This window comes from Methylobacterium sp. 10, from assembly GCF_000519085.1.
Classification (GTDB): Bacteria; Pseudomonadota; Alphaproteobacteria; order Rhizobiales; family Beijerinckiaceae; genus Methylobacterium.
This window is the reverse complement of record NZ_KI912577.1, coordinates 2,365,360-2,385,496: the sequence shown is the minus strand read 5'-3', so window position 1 is coordinate 2,385,496 and position 20,137 is coordinate 2,365,360. Positions and strand designations below refer to the sequence as shown.

Sequence of the window (20,137 nt, the reverse complement as noted above, 5' to 3'; positions counted from 1 at the left end):
CCGTCAGGCCAGCTTCGAGCTGCCGCCGGACAAACCCCAGGCTCGTTGCTCGTATCCGCCGGATTCGTGGATCTCCTGCGGATGGGGATCGACCGGACCGGGGGAGAATGGGCCGAGGTCATCCGAGATCACGAGGTCCTCGGAAGCGCGAAGGACCGGGACGCCATGCGTGGCCCTCACCGCATGCTGCGACCCCGTGCCGGTGCCGTTCTCGGCGGCCATCTCGTTAGCGAGACGCTCGACCACGTCGAGGGCGCTCCCGATCCTGTCGGCTTGCATGCAGACCTCGTCCTCGTCGATCAAGCAGGCGCCGTCCCCCGTCCACCAGCGCCCGTCATCGATCAGGCGGAGCAGACCAGTGAGACGGACTTGTTGCTTCATCAGGGCCTCGACGGCGCGGGGACAGGTCATCTCGTGTTCCTTTTCGTTTTTGGCCGAACGCGGGGCGTCGACCGTGCAGGCGTGTTGGTCACCGTAGATGCCGGGCCGGTACGATCCTTGCGCTGGATCAAGGACCACATGGGTCCTGCTGCCTAGGTTGGCCGGATGCCGGGACATCCCCTTGGACATGGGCGGCGATCATCGCCGCCCCCGGGTGCATGGGTGCCGATCGGTTCATTGCATCGTTACGGAGATCCCCATGTCCAGTGACACCAGCCTGCAGCACCGCGTCACGGCCGAACTCATCTAGGACCCGGCGGTGACCTCCTCGGAGATCGGCGTCTCGGCCAAGGACGGCTTCGTCTCCCTGTCCGGGCAGGTCGAGACGTATGACGAGAAGATGCCTGCCGAGGCCGCCGCCCGTCGCGTCTACGGCGTGAAGGCCATCGTCATGGAGATCGAGGTCGACGTGCCCCTCTCCTTCAAGCGCTCCGACGTGGACATCGCGACGACCGCCGTCGCGCGTCTCGACTGGAACGTCGCCGTGCCTCCGGACTGCGTCTCCGTAAAGGTCTCCAAGGGCGTCATCACGCTGACGGGCGAGGTCGACCACCATTTCCAGTTCGAGGCCGCCGAGCGGGAGTTGCGTCACCTCTGCGGCGTGGTGGCGGTCAACAACCTCATCACAGTGCGGCCCCAGGTCGACGTGGCGGCCGTCCGCGACAGGATCAGCGAGGCGCTGGATCGCTCGTGGCTGTTCGACCCGAAGACCGTGACCGTCACCGCCGATGGCGGGACCGTCTGTCTCGGAGGGACCATGCGCAGCATGCAGGAGCGCCGCGATGCGTTGGGCGCCTCCTGGGCGTCTCCCGGCACCACGGCGGTCGTGAACAGCATCGGCGTCGTGTGAACGAAGCGACGTTCGGGCCTAGCACTCCAGACCCGGCCTGGGCTTTCCTAAAACGAGATGCAAACCGCCCGTGACCAAGTGCCATCACGATCACGGCCATTCCGCCGGCGCCGAAGCGCCCGGGAACCGATGCGCCCCGATGGGCACTTCGTGAAGAACGGGTCCCGATACGATTGCCGTCGCTGACCCCGGTATCCGAGGGAATGGGTCCGATGCCGCTCGACACGCTGGCCCGATCACTGGTCCGTATCGCGATTGCCGCGGGTGGACCCGTGGCTTCCGTTTATTCCCGCGGGTGCCAGACGCGGTGGAAGGCGGACGGGTCCCCCGTCACCGAGGCCGATCTCGCCGCCGAACGCCTGATCCTGGAAAGGCTCGCCGTAGCGTTCCCAGGGGTCTCGGTCATCGCGGAAGAAAGCGTCGCGGCCGGGCATAGACCGAAGCTTGGCTCGCGCTTCCTCCTCGTCGACCCGCTGGACGGGACCCGTGAGTTCATCGCGCACCGCAACGAGTTCACGGTCAACGTGGCCATGATCGAGGATGGCAGGCCCATCGCCGGTGCCATCTACGCCCCCCTTCTCGGGCAGGCGTGGTTCGGCGGGACATCGAGTTACACCGTCTTGGCCTCACCCGGTGCGGACGCCGCCGACCTGACCGGCGCCCGTCGCATCGGGGTTCGCGCGCCACCCGACACGGGCCTCGTTGCGCTGGTCAGCCGCTCGCACGGGGATCCCGCTACCGAGGCTTACCTGTCACGTCTATCGTTGGCCGAGCGCCATCCGATAGGCTCTTCCCTCAAGTTCTGCCGCATCGCCGAGGGCGTAGCGGACGTCTATCCCCGGTTGGGCGGCATCCGGGAATGGGACATCGCGGCGGGGCATGCCATCTTGCAGGCAGCCGGCGGGACCATGACGGCGCTGGACGGGGCGCCACTGCGCTACGGCGACCCGACAGAGGGCTTTCGGCTGCCCGGGTTCCTCGCCTCAGGCGGGTTCAGCCTCCCAGCTTCCGATCCTGCCGTTGCAGCGTGAGGGAGAGGACGCCAGGATCACGTCCATGGTCGTCGTCGGTTCAGCCTCCGCGGCAAGATGCTGCCAATCGATGTCCCCGCAATCGCGCCGGACCTGATCCATGAGCACCTCGGCGGTCGCGTCCGACGGGTCGTTCCGCCTGTCGGCGATCCGGGATACCAGCAGCCCGGTCGTGGGCGCCTCAAGCCAGACGCCTTGAAACGCGACACGGGATTTTGCGGCCGTCGCCTCTATGGACGCGCGCTCGGAAATCCGGTCGAACACAGCATCGGCAACGACCGCACACCCGGAGGACAAGGCTTGGCATGCCTCGTCGCGGAGGGAGGCGTAGACCGGTGCGGACACCTCCGGCAGATAGGCGGACGGGGGTAAGCGCGTCTCGGCCGAAACGCCGAAGGCATGCTTGCGGATGCGGTCGGTGTTGAGGATACGGGCGCCGGGCGGCGGACCGAGATGGGACGCCACGCAGGCCGCAACGGTCGACTTGCCGGATCCGCTAAAGCCACCGACAGCAAGCAGCGTCGCGTCCGAACCCGCCAGCAGCGATAGGGCGAGGTCGTGATACGCCCGCGCCTCGATGAGCGTTCTCGCGCTTTTGCCAAGACGCTGACCGTCCGCCTGGGCCGCGGTGACGTGGGCACGGATGGCGGCGCGAATTGCCATGAGGAAGGGCAACGCTCCTATGCCGGCGGCCTCGTCCGTCTTGTCGATGTAGCGATTGAACAGGAGATTGGCGAAGTCGCCCTGGTCGCGGTGCCAGAGATCCATCAGCAGGAAGGCGAGGTCGTAGAGGACGTCGATGGTCGCGATTGCGTCGTCGAACTCGATGCAGTCGAACAGGGTCGGCACGTCGTCGACGAGGCAGATGTTGCGCAGGATGAGGTCGCTGTGGCAGCGGCGCACCTTACCAGCCAGGCGCCGCTTCTCCAGCATGGGAGCATGCCGTACGAAGGCGCTTCGGAAGGCGGCGCGAAGGGTGTCCGCCGCCTCCTCCGGGACGAGCGCCACCGCGCGCAGCGAGCGGTCGTTCATGTCCAGGACCGCGGCGATTCCGGCCGACCCTCCGTGATCGAGGCTGACCGCGGCGCCGCGATGGAACTGCGCGATGCGGTGCGCAAGGTCGGTGATCAGGGCCGGGGTGAGCGCATCGCGCTGCACCATGTCGTCGAGAAGGTCGTGCTGCGCGAAGCGGCGCATTCGCACGACCGCGTCGACGAGGGGGCCGGTGCCGTCGAAGGCCAGCCGCCCGTCGGCATCCCGGGTGATCCGGCGGACCCCGAGGTAGAGCGCGGGCGCCGTGCGACGGTTCAGGACGAGTTCGGCCTCGCAGAAGGACAACCGGCGCTCGGCGGTCGAGAAATCCAGATAGGGAAAGCGAACGGGGCGCTTGAGCTTGAACGCACGGTCGCCGGCCATGAGGACGGTCGAGATGTGCGTCGTGATGGTGTCGACCGGAAGCCCCAGGAGGGCGGCCTCGCCTTTCAGGAAAGCGACGGTCTCGGCCTGATCCTCGACGATCATGGGCGCTCGACCGCCGTTGGTGGTGTGACAAGCGGCTCCGATCCCGAGCCCCGAACCGGGGTCCGCAACCTGCTGCTCGCCGTCGTGTCGATGAAACGGTCACGCAACCAGCTCATCCAGGCCATTCCAAGCTCCCTCATCATTCCTGGGCCTCACTCGGGTCAGTGGGACATCAGGCAACAGATCGGGCTGTGGTCGAGGAGGTTGCGCGTGACCCCGCCGAAGAACCATTCCCGCAGGCGGCTGTATCCGAAAGCCCCGCTGACGATCAGGTCCGCCCCAAATCCCTCGGCGGCATCGAGAAGGGTCTCGGCCGTTCCGGCCCCGTCCGGGGCCATGAGGACTCCCGAAGCCTTGACGCCGTGCAGGCCGAGATAGGCCACCACGTCGTCCAACTCGACTTGGTCGCCGTCGTCGGTGACGCGGATGACCTGGACCGCCTCGGCGTGCTTTAGGAACGGCATCGCGTCCGAGATCGCCCTGCGGCTCTGCATGGTGTTCTTCCAGGCCACGACCACGCGGGACGCCGACAGCCGTTCTACGCCCCGCGGGACCACGAGCACGGGCCTGCCCACGGCCATCAGCGCGTCGCCTGGGCTCACCGCGGCCACGAGGTGCGGCCGGTCGTTCGCCCCCTGACGCCCGACGACGACGAGGTCGGCCGCCCGCGATTGCTCCGCGAGGAAGGTAACGGTTTCCATGAGTTCGGAACGCCACTCGGTCCGCTCGGCCGGTTCGGCCGCGAGGCGGAAAGCCTTCTCCGACGCCTTGAGCTCAAGGAGGGCCTTTTGGCGGATCTCTTCGACACCGTATCCGGTCGGCACCGAGGTCTCGCCGAATCCCCGCGGGTAGTCCGGCCCCCAGGCCGCGACGCCGATGAGACGTGCATCGAGCCTTCGCGCCAGATGCGCCGCAAGCGCCACGCGTGGCGCCGCCTGCTCCCCGGGGTCAACGGCGACGATGATGCTGGCGTACGACATGGGAGTGCTCCGGCGACCATAGAGAGACCATGCCCGGGCATCGAGGGGCCATCGTTGATCCAGCGCAAACCCGCCCCCTGACGGAGCGGGGGGCCGCGACACCGGGGTGCCGCACGCGGACGGTGTCTCCCGTTTCGCGGGGGAGTGGATCGGCGACACCGCGTTTGCGCTGGGTCAAAGACGGCTCCGTCCCGAACGGGCATTCCGAGCGTCCCGTATCCAGTCGAGGCAGGCCATCCATGACATTCGCCAGCATCATGGTGTCCATCGACCTCGCCGGTGACGCAGGCGCCCGGACATCCATCGCGGCCCATCTCGCGGACGCCCTCAATGGCCGGACGATAGGCGTCGCCGCGCAGATGCCGGACCATGTCACGGCGCAGGTCGGACCGATGGGCGCCTCCGCGTTCCTACCGGGCCTGACCGAACGGGCCGTCCTCGACGGGCTCGCCCGGGCGCAAGACCTGTTCCGGGTGGCGGTTGGGAGCCGGAGCAGGGTCTCGTGGCGCTCCGCCGTCGAGCCCGGCCTGGCCTTCCTGGCGGCTCATGCCCGGGCGGCCGACCTCATCGTGATCGGACGGGGAGACGAGGACGGGGCAACCGGGTGCATCCGTTCGCTCGACCCCACCTCCGTCGTCCTCGCCGCGGGACGGCCGGTGCTCGTCGTGCCGCCCGGCATCGACTACCTCGAACCCCGACGCCCGATGGTGGCCTGGAAGGATACCCGGGAGGCCCGTCGCGCGGTCATGGACGCCTTGCCAATCCTGCGCCTGGCGGGCCGGGTCGACGTCGTCGCGGCCACGCACGCGGACGAGGCCACCGGAGCCGCGGACGTGGCCGCCTACCTCTCGTCGCACGACATCGATGCAACCGCTTCCGAGCACCTGTCCGAGGGGACGAGCGACGCGGAGACCCTGCTCGACCTCGCGTCCGAGCATGCGTCGGACCTGATCGTCATGGGGGCTTACGGGCACGGCCGGGTACGGGAGATGGTCCTAGGTGGCGTCACCAGGGATGTCCTGCGGTACTCCCCCGTCTGCTGCTTCCTGAGCCACTGATGAACGACAGCGCCCCCGCGACCGGCACGATCCCCCCATCTGCCCCGGCAGGCCCCATCGCGGCCGGGAAGCCGTCCGTCGACGGCGCGGTCACTAACCTCGCCCGCCAGCTGATGGAGGCCGGATTGGAGGGATTGTCCGAGCGCGAACGACGCGTGATCCTCCACATCGCCAAGCGGTGCCACGTTTCCCGGGACGTGAACCGCGTCCTCGTCGAACACCAGACGTTCGGCGAGCGTCTCGCGGATCGCGTCGCCCAACTCGGCGGCTCGTGGGGCTTCATCCTCGTATTCACGGGGATGCTCGGCGCATGGGTCGTGGTGAACACCGTCATACTCGGCCGGGCCGATGGCTTCGACCCCTATCCCTACATCTTCCTCAACCTGATCCTGTCGATGGTCGCGGCGCTCCAGGCCCCGGTGATCCTCATGTCCCAGAACCGCCAGGCGGCCCGGGACCGGCTCGCGGCCGGCCTCGACTACGAAATCAACCTGAAGGCGGAGGTCGAGATCATGGCCCTGCACGACAAGCTCGACCGAATCCGGATGGAACGCCTCGAAGGCATGCTGGAAGCCCAGTCGGAGCGGATCGAGGCCATTGCCAAGGCGGTCCGCATCCGCCCGACAGAGTCCGTCCCGGACTGACGGGCCGCATTCCTACGGGAAGGTGCCGTGCCTTGCGAGCCGGACTGGAAGCGGACCGACGATCCCCAGCGTATGCCGATGCGTCGTCACGAGCCCATCGGCGGCCCGGACCCGCAGGCATGCCGGTAATCTTCGAGGATCTCGCTTGCGAGCGCTCGGCGCTGTAGGTCCTCAAGCCCGGGGAGGATGTCATCGTCCGAGGCGTTGTGCGCCGAGACCAGCCGGACCCCGTCAGCCACCGTCTCGAACGTGACCAGGACCTCGGCCTGGGCGTACTGGTCCTGAGGGTCGATGCAGGTGTGGCTCGGCATGGTCGCCCCTCCGGTATCTCCAAAGGGTCGAGGCGGTGGTGCCTCGACCCGCTTAGGGTGGGCTGACGCCCCTTCTCGTCATTTCGTGGATTTGGTCGACCCAGTAACGATGTCCTCGTCGGAGAAACGGATCATTCCGCCGGCGATCACGAGCTTATCGCCCTTTTCCACCGAGCGGCCGTATCCGGAACCCGCGACGCGAAGCTCGCAGCCTTCCTTGCACTCGACTTCGGCGGAGCCCCCCGCCGCCAGTTTATGGGTGGCCTGGGCCTCGCCCTTGTCCACCGTGAGGGTGTGTTCGCCCTTGTCCTGGTTGGTCACCGTGATCGCGAGCGCCGGGGTCGCGATCAGCATCGAGCAGGCCAGGAAAGTAGCTGTGATCGGGGTATGTCTCATGTCTGGTCTCCGTCCGTTGGCGTGATGCCGTCGTGACGGGGATGTAGGGTCCGGCTGCCGCCACCCTCCCCCAAGACACCGCCATCGGCCGAAGCGATTTCGCGGACCGGCTATCCGAATTTGACCAGATGCCGCGACCGGCGTCGACGATGCCCGTTCCATGGGGATTGCGAGGCGGGCATCGGAGCACCTCTGACCTAAGCGTTCGTGACCGATGTCCCGTTCAGGTTCTCGACGGGACGGGCCCGATCCGCCGCAACCATCAGTGCTCCAGGGACGTCAGGTAGGCCAACACGTCCGTGATCTGGTCGGGTTCGAGCTGAAACTCCGGCATGGTCGGATGACCGGTGGTGATGCCCTCCGCCAGGGCCTCGCTAAGGTCCTCGACAGGATACTTCGTGTGTAGGTCACGGAACGCCGGTGCGATGCCCAGCGGGCTCACCCCAATCCGCCCAACGGCATGGCAGTTGGCGCAGTTCGCCCCAACGAAGGTCCTTCCGCGTTGGACCTGCCCCTCCGTGGCGGCCGCTAGGCTTCCCATGAGGCAGGGGAGGAGAAGCATCGACAAGGCAAGGCGCAGGGACACGGGACGGCTCCGGATGCGGTGGGTCGTGGGATACGGCGAGGGCCATCGGCACGACGGGCCGGGACGCATGCGCCACCGAACCATGCCGCGGGGCCTACGACCTCTGGATCTCGGGGCCGGTTTCGTACTCCACGATCTCGTTCGTCAGCCTCACGGCGACCTGGGCGACGGTCGTCCTTTCCGGGCCGGCCATGGGTGGATGGTCCGTCCAGGCCCAGTCGCGCACCTGCGGCAGGTCCTCCCCAGTGGCGCAGACGTGCTCGCGGTGCAGCGCCAGCAGGTCGCGCAGTTCCTCTTCGGCATGCTCCACGCACGGCCCCAGCCCCGACGTCCACTTCAGGGCGGCCAGGGCGAGGTGGTAGCGGTCGAGACCATTAAGCACCGCCATGTCGAAGGGGGTGGTGGTTGTCCCCTCCTCGACGAAGCCGTGGACGTGGATGCCCGTGTGGTTGGTGCGCCGGTAGGTCAGGCGATGGATCAGCCACGGATAGCCGTGATAGGCGAACACGACTGGCCGGTCACGAGTGAACAGGCTGTCGAAGGTGGTGTCGTCGAGCCCGTGCGGGTGCATGTCGGGTGACGGCAGTTTCATCAGGTCGACGACGTTGACGACCCTGATCCGGATCGCCGGGATGCGGTCGCGGAGCCACGCGACGGCGGCTAGGGTCTCCATCGTCGGAACGTCGCCAGCGCAGGCCATGACCACGTCCGGCTCGGCCGGGCCGTCGTTCGAGGCCCATTCCCACACGCCGATGCCGGCAGAGCAGTGCCGGGCCGCCTCGTCGACACCGAGCCACTGCAGGGCGGGCTGCTTGCCGGCGACGACCACGTTGATGCGGTCGTGCGTGCGCAGGCAGTGGTCCATCACCCAGACCAGGCAGTTGGCGTCCGGGGGAAGGTAGACCCGCGCCGTGTCGCCCTTCTTGTTGGCCACGAAGTCGATGAAGCCTGGATCCTGGTGGCTGAACCCGTTCTGGTCCTGGCGCCAGACATGCGAGGTCAGCAGAATGTTGAGCGAGGGTACGGGCTTGCGCCAGGCCAGCGCCCGGGAGGCCTTCAGCCACTTCGCATGCTGGTTCACCATCGAATCGACGATGTGGATGAAGGCCTCGTAGCAGGCGAAGACGCCGTGCCGGCCGGTGAGCAAGTAGCCTTCGAGCCAGCCCTCGCAGAGGTGCTCGGACAGCACCTCCATCACCCGCCCCTGCCGGGCCATGTGCTCGTCGGTTGGCAGGATGGCGTCACGCCAGACGCGGTCGGTGACGTCGAAGACGGCGTCGAGGCGGTTGGACAGGGTCTCGTCCGGACCCATCACCCGGAAGTTGCGGGCCTCTGCGTTGTGGGCGAGCACGTCGCGGAGGTAGCGGCCAAGGACGCGAGTGGCCTCGGCGATTGCCGTGCCGTGGGACGGCACCGCGACGGCGTAGTCGGCGAGGTCGGGCAGGCGCAGCGGCCTCGGATCGCGTCCCCCATTGGCATGGGGGTTGGCGCTCAGCCTTCGGTCGCCGCGTGGGTGCAGCGCCGCCAGCGCCGGCACGAGGTGGCCGGCACCATCGAAGAGCTCCTCGGGCCGGTAGGATCGCATCCAGTTCTCAAGAATCGCGAGGTGCTCCGGGTTCTCGCGCAGGGTGGCTACCGGAACCTGATGAGACCGCCAGGTTCCCTCCACCGGCTTGCCGTCGACGAATTTCGGCCCGGTCCATCCCTTCGGGCTGCGCAGCACGAGCATCGGCCAGCTCGGCCGGCCGACATCGCGGTTCGGGGCTAGTTCGCGGATCTCGGCGATGCGGTCGAGGGCGTAGTCGAGGGCCGTCGCCATGGCCTGGTGCATGAGGCCGGGCTCGTCGCCCTCGACGAACAGCGGCTCGTAGCCATAGCCTACCAGCAGGCTGCGCAGTTCCGCGGGCGGCATCCGGGCGAGCAGGGTCGGATTGGCTATCTTATAGCCGTTGAGGTGGAGGATCGGCAGGACGGTGCCGTCACCGACGGGGTCGAGAAACTTTGAGGCATGCCAGGAGGCTGCGAGCGGTCCGGTCTCGGCCTCGCCGTCCCCGATCACGCAGGCGACGATGAGGCCTGGATTGTCGAGTGCCGCCCCGAAGGCGTGGATCAGCGAGTACCCGAGTTCGCCGCCCTCATGAATCGAGCCGGGCAGTTCGGGTGAGGCGTGGCTCGGGATGCCGCCGGGGAACGAGAACTGCCGGAACAGGCGGCGCATCCCGTCGATGTCGGGGCCGACGTCCGGGTAGACCTCGCCGTAGGTCCCATCGAGCCAGGCATTGGCCACCAGCCCTGGCGCGCCGTGCCCCGGCCCCCACACGGCCATCATGTCGAGGTCGCGCAGGACGATGGTCCGGTTCAGGTGGGCGTAGATGAAATTGAGGCCGGGCGTCGTGCCCCAGTGGCCGAGGAGGCGCGGCTTCACGTCCGCGATGGTGAGGGGCACGTGCAGGAGCGGGTTGTCGAGCAGGTAGATCTGGCCGACCGAGAGGTAGTTCGCCGCCCTCCAATAGGCGTCGATGGCGTCGAGGCCCTCCGGTCCCAGGGGCCCGGGTACGAAATCGAGAGACTGAGGCTCCCCTCCGAAATCCCGGACGACAACTCGCTTCGGATCGCTCGCGACAGGCATTCGGGATTCCCGGGCATTGCGGGACGACCCAGCGCCCCATGGAAACCATCGTCGCATCCCTGGACGGTCGGTTCTTTGATCTGGATCACGTCGCTCTCGGCCGGGCCGTGCCACTCGGGGGCCTGCTCGGAGATGCGCATGATCCTCGTCCTCAATGCCGGTTCGTCCAGCCTTCGCTGCGCCCTTTTCCGAGATGGGGAGAACACTGCCGTCTGGCGCGTGCACGTCGCCGGGATCGGCGGTTCCCCGCATCTGATGGTCACGGGCGATCTCGACCTGGAAGGCGAGGTCCCGCCGGCCGGCGACCTTCGTGCCGTCGCGGCTTGGCTCCTGGCGCGCCTGCGCGGCCTGCCGGACCTCCACCTTCGGGTGGTCGGTCACCGGATCGTCCATGGCGGCGTCCGCCACGTCGGCCCGGCCCGGATCGACAGACCCCTGATGGTCGAGTTGGAGACGCTGGTACCGTTGGCCCCCGGCCACCAACCGCAGGGGCTCGCCTGCATCGCGGCCGTCGAGGAGGCGTGGCCTGGCCTGCTGCAGGTCGCCTGCTTCGATACCGCCTTCCACCGGACCCAGGACCGGTTGGCCCAGATCGAGGCGATCCCACACGCGCTGACCGAGGACGGCCTCCTGCGCTTCGGCTTCCACGGCCTGTCATACGCCCACATCGCTGGGGTGCTGCCCCGGCTCATCGGCGAGAGGGCGAAGGGTCGTATTGTCGTCGCCCATCTCGGCCACGGCGCCAGCCTCTGCGCCCTGTCAGAGGGACGCAGCGTCGCCACCACGATGGGGCTCACGACCCTGGGGGGCCTGATGATGGGCACCCGGTCCGGCACGGTCGATCCAGGTCTTGTCCTCCACCTGATCCAGGCGCGCGGCGTGGCAGCATCCGAGGTCGCCGATATCCTCAACCGACGCTCGGGCCTGCTCGGCGTCTCGGGCATCAGCGACGACGTCCGTGTCCTCGAGGCCAGCGAGGCCCCGGAGGCGCGTGAAGCTCTCGACCTGTTCGCCTACCGGATCGCGCGCGAAACCGGCTCGCTTGCCGTTGCCCTGGGCGGCCTGGATGCCCTTGTCTTCACCGGTGGCATCGGGGAGAACGCGGGGGCCATCCGGACATCCGTTTGCACAAGGCTCGCCTTCCTCGGCATAAACCTCGATACGGAACGCAACGCCAATGGCTGTTCCCGCATCGACCGGAACGGCTCGACCGTTCCGGTCCTCATCATCCCAGCCGATGAGGAGCACGAGATCGCCCACGAGGCGGGATGTCTCGTCGGAGCTTGATACCCTGGAGGAAGCCCGTGGACGGGCTTCCTCGCCGGGAGATCCATTTCGAAGTAGGTTCTGCCCCTGGCTGATCTTTCGGCGCGCCTGCCGGTCGATGGGGGCTTGCGAGGGTCGGAGATGACGTTCACGAGCGTGATGGTTCCATTGGACCTGGGGGCGCCTTCAACCGCGCGCCTGAAGCTCGCCGGCACCTTGGCCCAGCGCTTCGGGGCCCGGTTGATCGGCGTCGCGGCCCGGCAGGCCCTGCCGCAGAACCTGTATGGCCGGGGCGCCTACATCAACAGCCAGTTCGTCGATCAGGCCACCGCCCGTGCGACCGACGAGATTTCGCAGGTCGAGGCACGGTTCCACGAGGTCACGGCCGATACCGACGAAGCCGAATGGCGTTCGGCAATGGCCGATCCCATGGCGTTCCTGGTTCAGCAGGCCAGGTCCGCCGACCTTGTCGTGGTTGGTCGATACCGAAGCGCAGGCGTCGAGGACTGGTGCTCCTCCATCGAGCCGGGCGAATTGGTGCTTCGCCTCGGCCGGCCGGTACTCATCGTGCCGCCTTCCGTCGAGACGCTCGCCGCCAGGCGTATCGTCGTGGCCTGGAAGGATACCCGCGAGGCGCGTCGCGCCGTCTCCGACGGACTGCCGTTGCTAAGGATGGCCGATGAGGTGCTCATCGTTGCCCTTGGCGACGAAGCCGACTGGAAGGGCGCCGGCGAGACCCAGGGCTATCTGTCCAGGCATGGCGTCACCGCCACGACCATCCTCCGGTCACCATCGAAGCTCGGTGTGGCCGCCGAACTGCTCCTGATCGTGCAGCAGGAAGGTGCCGACCTGATCATCGCCGGGGCCTACGGCCATGCCCGCATGCGTGAAGTGATCTTCGGGAGCGTCACCCGCAACCTTCTAGAGCACGTTCCCATCTGTTGCCTCCTGAGCCACTGACCGTCGCTCGCGAGGAACTCGGTTCAGTCATGTTCGACACCGGGCTTAATCCGGATCGCGAGGTTCGCAATTCTGTGGATCAGGCGACGAACGTCCGCCTCGGGAAACGCAAGGACCAAGCTCTCCGGCGACGTTGGTTCGACTGCTGCTGACTGGAGCACTCGGCAAACGGGAATTGAAACCGGACCGCTGGCGGTAGAAACCCGGAGTATTCGCACCCGCCACGAGCGTCGGCTTGGGCTCGGCGCCCGTCCATCCATCAATGCATTCTACAACCGCGTCGGGTGGGGAGCGGACCCTGCCCCTTCGCCCTGAGGCGGTCGTTCCACTGGCGACCCAACACGTCCGCTTGAGCCATACTCTTCCCCTTTTGTAAGCAGCCGTTGGTTTAGAGTGAGGAAAGCAGATTTTCTTACATTAGGCTCCTCAACGTGTCCTTTGCGTTGAAAAGCTGCGTAAATTTGGAAGTTAGGTAAAAAAAGAGGCAGCTCGCAGGTAGGATCCGCCGTCCGGACACGGCGGATCCAAGAGCAAGCTTCTCGAACAGGCCATGCCGCGGCAGTGGGATGGGCCGATCAAACGGATTTGGATCAAGGCTAGGGTCGTCTTGATCCTGACGATGAACAAGGCTTGCCTAGTGTCCTGAGATTGAAGGCATGACCGCCACGCTTCGAATTCACGCTGCCTTCCGTGGTATTTGCTCCTGCATGAAAGCCAGGGCTTGCTCCGCCGGCATCGGCTTGCCGAACAGGAAACCCTGAACCTCCGTGCATCCCGTCTGGCGGACGAGGGCGAGCTGATCCTCCGTCTCGACCCCCTCGGCGGTAATGGCGGTCCCGAGCCGCTCGCCAATGCTGACTACGGCTCGAACGATGACCTGCGCATCGGGGTCGTCGATCTCGCGCACGAACGACCGGTCGATCTTGATCTTGTCGAAGGGGAATCGTCGGAGATAACTCAAGCTGGAGTACCCCGTCCCGAAATCGTCGAGCGCGATGCGTACGCCGATAGACCGTAGACGGTGGAGGCAGGCGACGACCGCCTCACTGTCTTGAATCATCAGGCTTTCGGTGATCTCCAGCTCAAGCCTATCGGCTGCGAGCCCGGAGACGGCAAGCGCGTGCCTGACGGCCGCTTCGAGGCCGGGCTGCTGGAACTGGACCGCCGAGACGTTGACGGCGATGCGAGCCTCGATCGGCCAAGACGCAGCGAAGGAACAGGCCTGTTCCAGGGCCCAGGCTCCTAGGGGGACGACTAGGCCGGTCTCCTCTGCAATCGGGATGAACTCGGCCGGCGAGACCATTCCGCGGGTCGGGTGCGGCCAGCGCATCAGGGCCTCGAAGCCACGGACCTGTCCGTCCGCCATGGCGACCACAGGTTGATAATGCAGCTGGAACTCCTCTTTGCGATGAGCCAGATGCATATCGAACTCAAGCTTGTTCCGGTTCTCCAGGGCCTGGTCCATTCCTTCGGTGTAGACTTGGAAGCTGTTCCGTCCGGCGGCCTTCGCGCGGTAAAGGGCGAGGTCAGCATGGCGATGCAGGATGTCCACCTCCAGGCCATGCTCCGGTGCGACCGCGATCCCGACGCTCGCACCGATGGTCACGACTTGGCTGCCGAGATGGATGGGTTGGCCAATAGAAGTAATGACGGCTTGTGCAAGCGTACGGGCAGACTCAAGCCCGGTGGGTCCCCGCAGAATGATCGCGAACTCATCCCCGCCCAAGCGAGCGATGACGTCGTCATCACCCACCGTGGCCCTCAAGCGGTCAGCGACGACCCGCAGAAGCCCGTCCCCAGCATGGTGCCCCAGGGTATCGTTTACACTTTTGAAACGGTCAAGATCCAAGCAAAGCAGCGCGCCTTGACCGCTTCCGTTCCCGAGCTCGGCGAGCAGACGTTCAAGGGTGGCGTGGAAGACCGTGCGATTGGGCAGGCCGGTGAGGTCGTCGTGGCTCGCAACGTAGGCAATGCGGGCCTCGGAAGCCTTGCGATCCGTGATATCGATCTGGAGCCCAACGCAGCGGGCCGGCTCGCCGGCCCCGTCGTCGAGCATTCGTCCGAAGGACTGCATCCACCGCGGCTCGGCCGGGACCGCCGGGTTGGCGATGCGGAACTCGCAACTGTAAGTCGAGCGGTCCGCGATGGCCCGCTTCACCTCGGTCCAGACCTCAGGAAGGTCGTCGGGATGGACCTGAGCCTTCCAATCGGCCAGCGGAATCTCAAACGCGTCCTGTCCGTTCGGTACCGGAAGGTTGTGCATGCGGGCGCTCATCGACGAGAGCCGGACGACGTCGGTGCGCATGTCCCACTCCCAGATGCCGGCCTCGGCCGCCTCCTGAGCCAGTCGCAACAGGTCGCCGGTCTCCTTCAACTCGTTCTGCGCCGCGATGATGTGATCGATGTCGAGCGCCGTACCCAGCCATTCGACGACCTCGCCGCCGCGCCGAAGCGGGGTCATGACGATCCGGTGCCAGCGGTAGTCCCCGTCATGCCGCCTGAGGCGCCCTTCGAGTTCTAAAGCCTGCCTTTTCAAAACGGCCGCCTCCCAGGCGCGTGACATGCGATCGACGTCGTCTGGATGGTTGCGGCTGAGGCGCCGTTCGACGGGTTCGCCTGCCTCGCCATAGTAGGCACGGAAGCTTGCGTTCCTGTAGGCGGTGACGCGGTCCCTGGGCGAGACGGTCCAGACCATCTGCGGCAGCGCGTCGGCGAGCGAGGCGTACCGCGTCTGCGCGTCGCGCAGGGCGCCGTCGGTATCCGCCAACGTCGCCGCCACGCGGCGATGCTCGGTCCGATCCTGGTGGACCCGCAGGTTTGCAGTCACGACCACGGCCAGGTCGCGAAGCTGGTCGGCCTGCTCGGTGGTGAAGCGTCGCGGCTCGGTGTCGATGATGCAAAGCGATCCGACTCGGATGCCGGACCTCAAAATCAGCGGTGCGCCGGCATAGAAGCGGATGCCCGGCTTCCCGGTAACGAGAGGGTTCGCACTGAAACGAGCATCGTCCCGCGCGTCCTCGACGACAAGCACCGCGTCGGCCTGGATGGTGTGGTTGCAGAATGCGACGTCCCGGGACGTCCCGTCGTCGCTCAGGCCGCAGCGCGCCTTGAACCACTGGCGGTCTTCGTCGAGGAGCGAGATGAGGGCGATCGGCGTTCCGAACAGCACCTGGGCCGTACGGCAGATCGCGTCAAATTGGGTCTCCGGTGCGGTATTGAGGATCTTCAGGTCGTGAAGGGCGGCAAGGCGTTCAGCCTCGTTGGCAGGTCGCAACAAGGCGATGTCCCTCGGCGTGAACTTAAGGATCGGACGATCCACTATCTTCGGAACAAGCGTAACCGTGAGGTTTTGCTCTCGCTACCCTAAATTACCATTAAATCTGATCAGATTGAATTTAATAAATCATCGAGTCCAGAATGAAAATGGCAATTCTCGCATTGAAGCGCCATGTTTATTGAGGTGAGACGAAATCGTAAAATCCATTTCACAAAATACATAAATCAATCATGCATACGCGCGTATAGATCTTCTGCATCGGATTTATCCCCGCCTCTCCGTAAATTCAAAAATGAAGATCGGCGCCCCGAAACTCAACCCGAGACATCGCGTCCATTTAAGTCAACGTGCTGCCTGGAAGCGGACTGGCTAGGATCCACCCACCCCGGACGGGGGTCATCCTCAACTAAGCTGCCGCGAAGCGGACCTTCCCAGAGCCTGCTTTGGGTCGGCAGCAGACTCGGAGCATGATTCCATGCGTCATATTTCGACCACTAAGCCTCCGGAACAGACTTTGCCCTGAGCTTGGAACGCCGCACGGCGGCATGGGACAAAGCGGTGCCAACCTCGGCGGCCGAGTAAGGCTTTCGCACGAGGTCGAACCCGTGGTCCCCGTCCTGCGCCAACACGTGGCTGTAGCCGGACGTCAGTATGACCTGAAGGTCGGGGTGAATCTCGCGGAGCCGATTGGCGAGCCCGATCCCGCCCATGCCGGGCATCACCACGTCCGAGAACACGGCGTCGAAGCGGAAGGGAAGCGCCTCGATCTCCGCCAGGGCCGCCTCGGCCGAATGGACCAGGACCGTGGCGTAGCCGAGGTCGTGAAGGATCTGCGCGCAGAACTGGCCGACCTCGACGTTGTCCTCGACGATCAGGATGCATCGACCGCCCTGCTCGACGGGCGCTCCCTCGGGCTCGATGTCGATGTCCGCCGCATCGGCCTCGGCGCCCGCCTCGGGCAGGTAGAGGGCGAAGGTGGTGCCGTGGCCGACGACGCTTCCCACGTCGACGTCGCCGCCCGATTGCTTGGTGAAGCCGATGACTTGGCTGAGTCCGAGTCCGGTGCCCTTGCCGATGTCCTTCGTGGTGAAGAACGGCTCGAAGATGGGGCCGAGGTTCTCCGCCGGGATGCCCGAACCCGTGTCCGAGACCTCGACGCAGACGAACGGACCGGTCGAGGGGGCGTGTCCCCGGATGGCCGGCATCGGCCGGTTGTAGACCACGCGGATGGTGAGCGTGCCCTCGCCCCCCATGGCGTCGCGGGCGTTCACCGCTAGGTTCACCAACGCCGTTTCGAACTGGCTGACGTCGGCGCGCACGTGGCAGGCGATGGCTGGCAAGTGCGTCACGATGCGGATGCGCGCCCCGGTGAGCGAATCGAGCATGTCCGCGACGGATCGCACCCGGGCGCCGACGTCGAACACCTCTGGCTTGAGGGCCTGACGTCTGGCGAAGGCCAGCAGCTGCGCCGTAAGTTTGGCAGCCCGGTCCACGGTGTCGGAGACGGCATCCATGTAGCGGCGGCGGCGTTCCTCGGTCAGGTCCGGCCGTCGCAGGAACTCGACCGACGAACGGATGATCGTCAGCAGGTTGTTGAAGTCATGTGCCACACCGCCGGTCAATTGGCCGACCGCGTCCATTTTCTGGGATTGAAGGAGCGCGGCCTGCGCCTCGGATAGCTCGCGTGTCCGCTCGTCGACCCGCTGTCGAAGGGTATCGTTCATGCCCTGCAGCGTGTCTCGGAGCCTCAGCTCGGTCGCGACGCGCCGGTCCACGTCGCGGGCGAGGCGCACGGTCAGTCCGGCAAGCCCCGTCACCAAGACGATGACGAGGAGGGCCGTCCCCGTCTCGGCCTCCATCACGCCGTTGCGCACGGCGTGCAGCTCAAGCCACCCGAGGACCAGCGGGACTACGACGACGGCCGGCAGCAGGTGACGAGTGACCGCCCCGGCCTCGCCGCGGCCAAACGCCGTCCTGACCCATGGCCGGTCCGGACGACTTAACAGCACCCCTCCCGAGAGCGAGCCCAGGGTCACGGCGGTGACCAGGGCCATGCGGGAATACGGACCGCCTTGGTGGAAGCTGCCGAGACCGTAGGCGTAGCCGATCCCGCAGGCCGTCGCGATGACGAAGGCGCACAGGGAGGAAAGGCCGCCGAGGTGACGCAGGCGGCGATCCTCGGCGTCTTGCAAAAGTATGCCTGCCACGGTCGCCAGAATGCACAAGACCGTCGGAATGGCCATGCCGCTGCCCGGTTTCAGGGGCGCGAACAGAAGGCGTTGGACCCAGTCGTCGAGGCGGAAGCTCCCGGGGATGGCGTATTGCAGTCCACCGCCGAGCGCGAGGATGCCGGCGGCCCCGGCGAGGGACCGCTCCGCAACGCGGCCCGTTGACGACGGGGGCGTCCGCGTGGCCAGCAGCAGCGACGCTCCGATCAGGACGCAGGCCAAGGCCGTCAAGGCGACCATCGGCGGCTCTCCCGGAAAGAGGCTTCGCATGATCGGAACGTCGAGCCACCAGCCGGCCAGCACCATTACGGACGCGCCGGTTCCTAAGATGGCGAACGCCCGGGAGACCCCTTGCACCGTCGCGTTTCGTCCCGTGGGTCCCCGCGACGGTTCCCGGACAGGGGCTACCGCATCCGTCTCATGCATTCCGACCCATCCCCCGCACCGTATCGTTTCATCCCGACTGCCCTGCCAGGCGCCTCAGACCTGTTCGAGCGGTATGTCCAAGGTGCAGACGACGCCGCCGGGCTCGAAGCGGATTTGCGCCCGTCCCCCGAGCTCGTTGGCCAAGCCCCGTTCGATCATCCGGCTGCCGAAGCCCCTTCGGGTGGGCGGCTGCACGGGTGGGCCACCGCTTTCCTGCCAAAGCAGCCTCAGGCGCGGCGCGGTTCCGAGCGCTGCCGCTTCGTCGTCGAGGGTCGACCAGGACACCATCACGGTGCCGGCCTCGTTCGACAGGGCCCCGTACTTGGTCGCGTTCGTCGCGAGCTCATGCACCATCATCGACAGGGCGAGCGCGGCGCGGGGCACGACCCGTACGGGATCGCCCTCCCAGATGCAGCGACGGGCGACGACGTTGTGAAGGCTTAGCGCATCCTTCACCAGGCGTCCGAGGTCCGCGCTCTCCCATTTCTCAACGGTGAGGACGTCGTGCGCCCTGGCGAGGGCGATGAGCCGGGCGGTGATGGCTTCCCGGGCCTCCTGCATGGAGGTCGCGGTGCGGAGCGACTGGGCCGTGAACGCCTGCACGGTGGCGAGCGTGTTCTTCACACGGTGATTGAGCTCGTGGATGAGCGTCTGCTGATGCTGGCTCGCAAGCTGCGCCTCGGTCAGGTCCCTCAGGATCTTGAGGAAGCCGGTAAGCCCCCCCGCGTCGTCGCGCATCGGCATCATCAGGCCGTTGGCCCAGAACCGTCCGCCGTCCTTGCGCAGGTGCCAGCGGTTGTCGTCGGCCCGGCCTTCGGTCACCGCTAGCCGCATCTCCTCCTCGGCGACGGCCTCGTCGTTGTCCTCGGGCGTGAAGATCACGTTCACCGGACGCCCGAGCGCCTCGGCCTCGTCCCATCCGAGCAAATTCTCCGCCCCTGTGTTCCAGCCCGTGATGCGCCCGGAGAGATCCAGGGTGAAGATCGCGTAGTCCCGGGCGCTCTCGACGGCGAGGCGATATCGGGCCTCGCTGTGCCCGAGGGAGGCCAGGCGTGCAGCTTGGTCGGCGACGGTCCTCTGTAATTCGGCGGCGCGGGTATCGGCGAGCGCAAGCGCGGCCCGACCCTCGGCGATCTCCCGCTCGTGCTCGACGGCGGCCGATGGAGATCCCGTAGCCAGGCGACGCACCGCCTCGTCGAGGGCACGCCGCAGGAGTGCGATCTCGGCTTCGAGTGAGGCTTCCCTGTTATGTTGGAACGGGTCGGAAGGATCACGACCTTTCAAGTCGGATCACCGGCCGCCCGAACGTCGGCAACGTCCCAACCGTCGTGAATATGGAGACAGGAGCGAGCCATAAGGCTTCCCGCTGGAGACAGGCGGGAGCACATCGAACTCTCAGGCGCTGACGCCCTGAATTAGTGGCCAACGATCCCGACACGGTACAATAAACGAGAAATAAATACCAATCTCGCCCCCCCCTGAAATCGCTAAACGCCAGCCGAAATAGTTCGCTGTTTGAAAAATCGCCAATCA

At 66.5% G+C, this 20,137-nt stretch carries 16 protein-coding genes; 6 read left to right on the top strand and 10 right to left on the bottom strand.

Going from position 1 to position 20,137, the window contains the following annotated elements; translation table 11 throughout:
* Positions 1-3: 3 nt before the first annotated feature.
* Positions 4-411 (bottom strand): hypothetical protein, encoded by a 408-nt coding sequence (locus K368_RS0110955; protein ID WP_155935085.1) that lies wholly within the window; start codon positions 409-411, stop codon positions 4-6.
* Positions 412-700: 289 nt separating this feature from the next.
* On the opposite strand from K368_RS0110955, the gene K368_RS24400 reads away from it, so the two are divergent.
* Both K368_RS24400 and cysQ read left to right on the top strand, forming a co-directional pair.
* The gene (locus K368_RS24400; RefSeq protein ID WP_197031008.1) at positions 701-1,291 is read left to right on the top strand and encodes a BON domain-containing protein; all 591 of its coding nucleotides are present in this window, start codon (positions 701-703) and stop codon (positions 1,289-1,291) included.
* A 212-nt stretch (positions 1,292-1,503) separates the two neighbouring features.
* Positions 1,504-2,322, top strand: a complete 819-nt coding sequence (gene cysQ, locus K368_RS24395; RefSeq protein WP_081739686.1) for a 3'(2'),5'-bisphosphate nucleotidase CysQ — start codon at positions 1,504-1,506, stop codon at positions 2,320-2,322.
* On the opposite strand, the gene K368_RS24390 is transcribed toward cysQ, so the two are convergent.
* Together K368_RS24390 and K368_RS0110935 are read right to left on the bottom strand one after the other, a co-directional pair.
* A complete protein-coding gene (locus K368_RS24390) occupies positions 2,275-3,843 on the bottom strand; it encodes a bifunctional aminoglycoside phosphotransferase/ATP-binding protein (RefSeq protein ID WP_081739548.1) in 1,569 nt (522 codons plus the stop codon). The two genes, cysQ and K368_RS24390, sit on opposite strands and share 48 nt — an antisense overlap.
* 161 nt (positions 3,844-4,004) lie before the next feature.
* Entirely contained in the window at positions 4,005-4,823 is an 819-nt protein-coding gene (locus K368_RS0110935) for a universal stress protein (RefSeq protein WP_027172447.1), read from the bottom strand.
* A gap of 239 nt (positions 4,824-5,062) precedes the next feature.
* Between K368_RS0110935 and K368_RS0110930 the strand changes: the two genes are divergently transcribed.
* Entirely contained in the window at positions 5,063-5,881 is an 819-nt protein-coding gene (locus K368_RS0110930) for a universal stress protein (RefSeq protein ID WP_027172446.1), read from the top strand.
* Complete coding sequence (locus K368_RS24385) at positions 5,881-6,525, top strand: DUF1003 domain-containing protein (RefSeq protein ID WP_081739547.1); 645 nt, start codon at positions 5,881-5,883, stop codon at positions 6,523-6,525. The genes K368_RS0110930 and K368_RS24385 overlap by 1 nt, the downstream gene beginning before the upstream one ends.
* Positions 6,526-6,611: 86 nt before the next feature.
* On the opposite strand, the gene K368_RS24380 is transcribed toward K368_RS24385, so the two are convergent.
* The 4 genes from K368_RS24380 to K368_RS24375 all read right to left on the bottom strand — a co-directional run bounded on the left by K368_RS24380 (position 6,612) and on the right by K368_RS24375 (position 10,447).
* Positions 6,612-6,836, bottom strand: coding sequence for a hypothetical protein (locus tag K368_RS24380; protein WP_051439842.1), 225 nt, complete (start codon positions 6,834-6,836; stop codon positions 6,612-6,614).
* Between the two features lie 78 nt (positions 6,837-6,914).
* Positions 6,915-7,232, bottom strand: coding sequence for a hypothetical protein (locus K368_RS0110915; RefSeq protein ID WP_245259561.1), 318 nt, complete (start codon positions 7,230-7,232; stop codon positions 6,915-6,917).
* Positions 7,233-7,494: 262 nt separating this feature from the next.
* Positions 7,495-7,794 (bottom strand): cytochrome c, encoded by a 300-nt coding sequence (locus tag K368_RS0110910; RefSeq protein WP_036266903.1) that lies wholly within the window; start codon positions 7,792-7,794, stop codon positions 7,495-7,497.
* 118 nt (positions 7,795-7,912) lie between these two features.
* The gene (locus K368_RS24375) at positions 7,913-10,447 is read right to left on the bottom strand and encodes a phosphoketolase family protein (protein WP_051439840.1); all 2,535 of its coding nucleotides are present in this window, start codon (positions 10,445-10,447) and stop codon (positions 7,913-7,915) included.
* A gap of 138 nt (positions 10,448-10,585) precedes the next feature.
* Here K368_RS24375 and K368_RS0110900 point away from each other — a divergent pair, with 138 nt between their 5' ends.
* Together K368_RS0110900 and K368_RS0110895 are read left to right on the top strand one after the other, a co-directional pair.
* Positions 10,586-11,734: an acetate/propionate family kinase gene (locus K368_RS0110900; protein WP_027172443.1), complete on the top strand. Its 1,149-nt coding sequence runs from the start codon at positions 10,586-10,588 to the stop codon at positions 11,732-11,734.
* Positions 11,735-11,872: 138 nt separating this feature from the next.
* Positions 11,873-12,673, top strand: coding sequence for a universal stress protein (locus tag K368_RS0110895; RefSeq protein ID WP_245259560.1), 801 nt, complete (start codon positions 11,873-11,875; stop codon positions 12,671-12,673).
* 676 nt (positions 12,674-13,349) lie between these two features.
* Here K368_RS0110895 and K368_RS25560 read toward each other — a convergent pair.
* The 3 genes from K368_RS25560 to K368_RS0110875 form a co-directional block, all read right to left on the bottom strand.
* Positions 13,350-15,992 carry an EAL domain-containing protein gene (locus K368_RS25560; RefSeq protein WP_051439839.1) on the bottom strand — a complete coding sequence of 881 codons (2,643 nt, stop codon included), beginning with the start codon at positions 15,990-15,992 and terminating at the stop codon, positions 13,350-13,352.
* A gap of 452 nt (positions 15,993-16,444) precedes the next feature.
* Positions 16,445-18,484: an ATP-binding protein gene (locus K368_RS0110880; protein WP_245259675.1), complete on the bottom strand. Its 2,040-nt coding sequence runs from the start codon at positions 18,482-18,484 to the stop codon at positions 16,445-16,447.
* Between the two features lie 174 nt (positions 18,485-18,658).
* Positions 18,659-19,888 carry an HWE histidine kinase domain-containing protein gene (locus K368_RS0110875; protein WP_051439838.1) on the bottom strand — a complete coding sequence of 410 codons (1,230 nt, stop codon included), beginning with the start codon at positions 19,886-19,888 and terminating at the stop codon, positions 18,659-18,661.
* Positions 19,889-20,137: the final 249 nt, after the last annotated feature.

What these genes read in the sequence shown, in the direction of transcription:
- K368_RS0110935 (WP_027172447.1), bottom strand. Translation starts at nt 4,823, where the DNA reads ATGTCGTACGCCAGCATCATCGTCGCCGTTGACCCCGGGGAGCAGGCG.
- K368_RS0110880 (WP_245259675.1), bottom strand. Translation starts at nt 18,484, where the DNA reads ATGGTGCTGGCCGGCTGGTGGCTCGACGTTCCGATCATGCGAAGCCTC.
- K368_RS0110915 (WP_245259561.1), bottom strand. Translation starts at nt 7,232, where the DNA reads ATGAGACATACCCCGATCACAGCTACTTTCCTGGCCTGCTCGATGCTG.
- K368_RS0110930 (WP_027172446.1), top strand. Translation starts at nt 5,063, where the DNA reads ATGACATTCGCCAGCATCATGGTGTCCATCGACCTCGCCGGTGACGCA.
- K368_RS0110895 (WP_245259560.1), top strand. Translation starts at nt 11,873, where the DNA reads ATGGTTCCATTGGACCTGGGGGCGCCTTCAACCGCGCGCCTGAAGCTC.
- K368_RS0110955 (WP_155935085.1), bottom strand. Translation starts at nt 411, where the DNA reads ATGACCTGTCCCCGCGCCGTCGAGGCCCTGATGAAGCAACAAGTCCGT.
- K368_RS0110910 (WP_036266903.1), bottom strand. Translation starts at nt 7,794, where the DNA reads ATGCTTCTCCTCCCCTGCCTCATGGGAAGCCTAGCGGCCGCCACGGAG.
- K368_RS0110900 (WP_027172443.1), top strand. Translation starts at nt 10,586, where the DNA reads ATGATCCTCGTCCTCAATGCCGGTTCGTCCAGCCTTCGCTGCGCCCTT.
- K368_RS24375 (WP_051439840.1), bottom strand. Translation starts at nt 10,447, where the DNA reads ATGCCTGTCGCGAGCGATCCGAAGCGAGTTGTCGTCCGGGATTTCGGA.
- cysQ (WP_081739686.1), top strand. Translation starts at nt 1,504, where the DNA reads ATGCCGCTCGACACGCTGGCCCGATCACTGGTCCGTATCGCGATTGCC.
- K368_RS24390 (WP_081739548.1), bottom strand. Translation starts at nt 3,843, where the DNA reads ATGATCGTCGAGGATCAGGCCGAGACCGTCGCTTTCCTGAAAGGCGAG.
- K368_RS24385 (WP_081739547.1), top strand. Translation starts at nt 5,881, where the DNA reads ATGAACGACAGCGCCCCCGCGACCGGCACGATCCCCCCATCTGCCCCG.
- K368_RS24380 (WP_051439842.1), bottom strand. Translation starts at nt 6,836, where the DNA reads ATGCCGAGCCACACCTGCATCGACCCTCAGGACCAGTACGCCCAGGCC.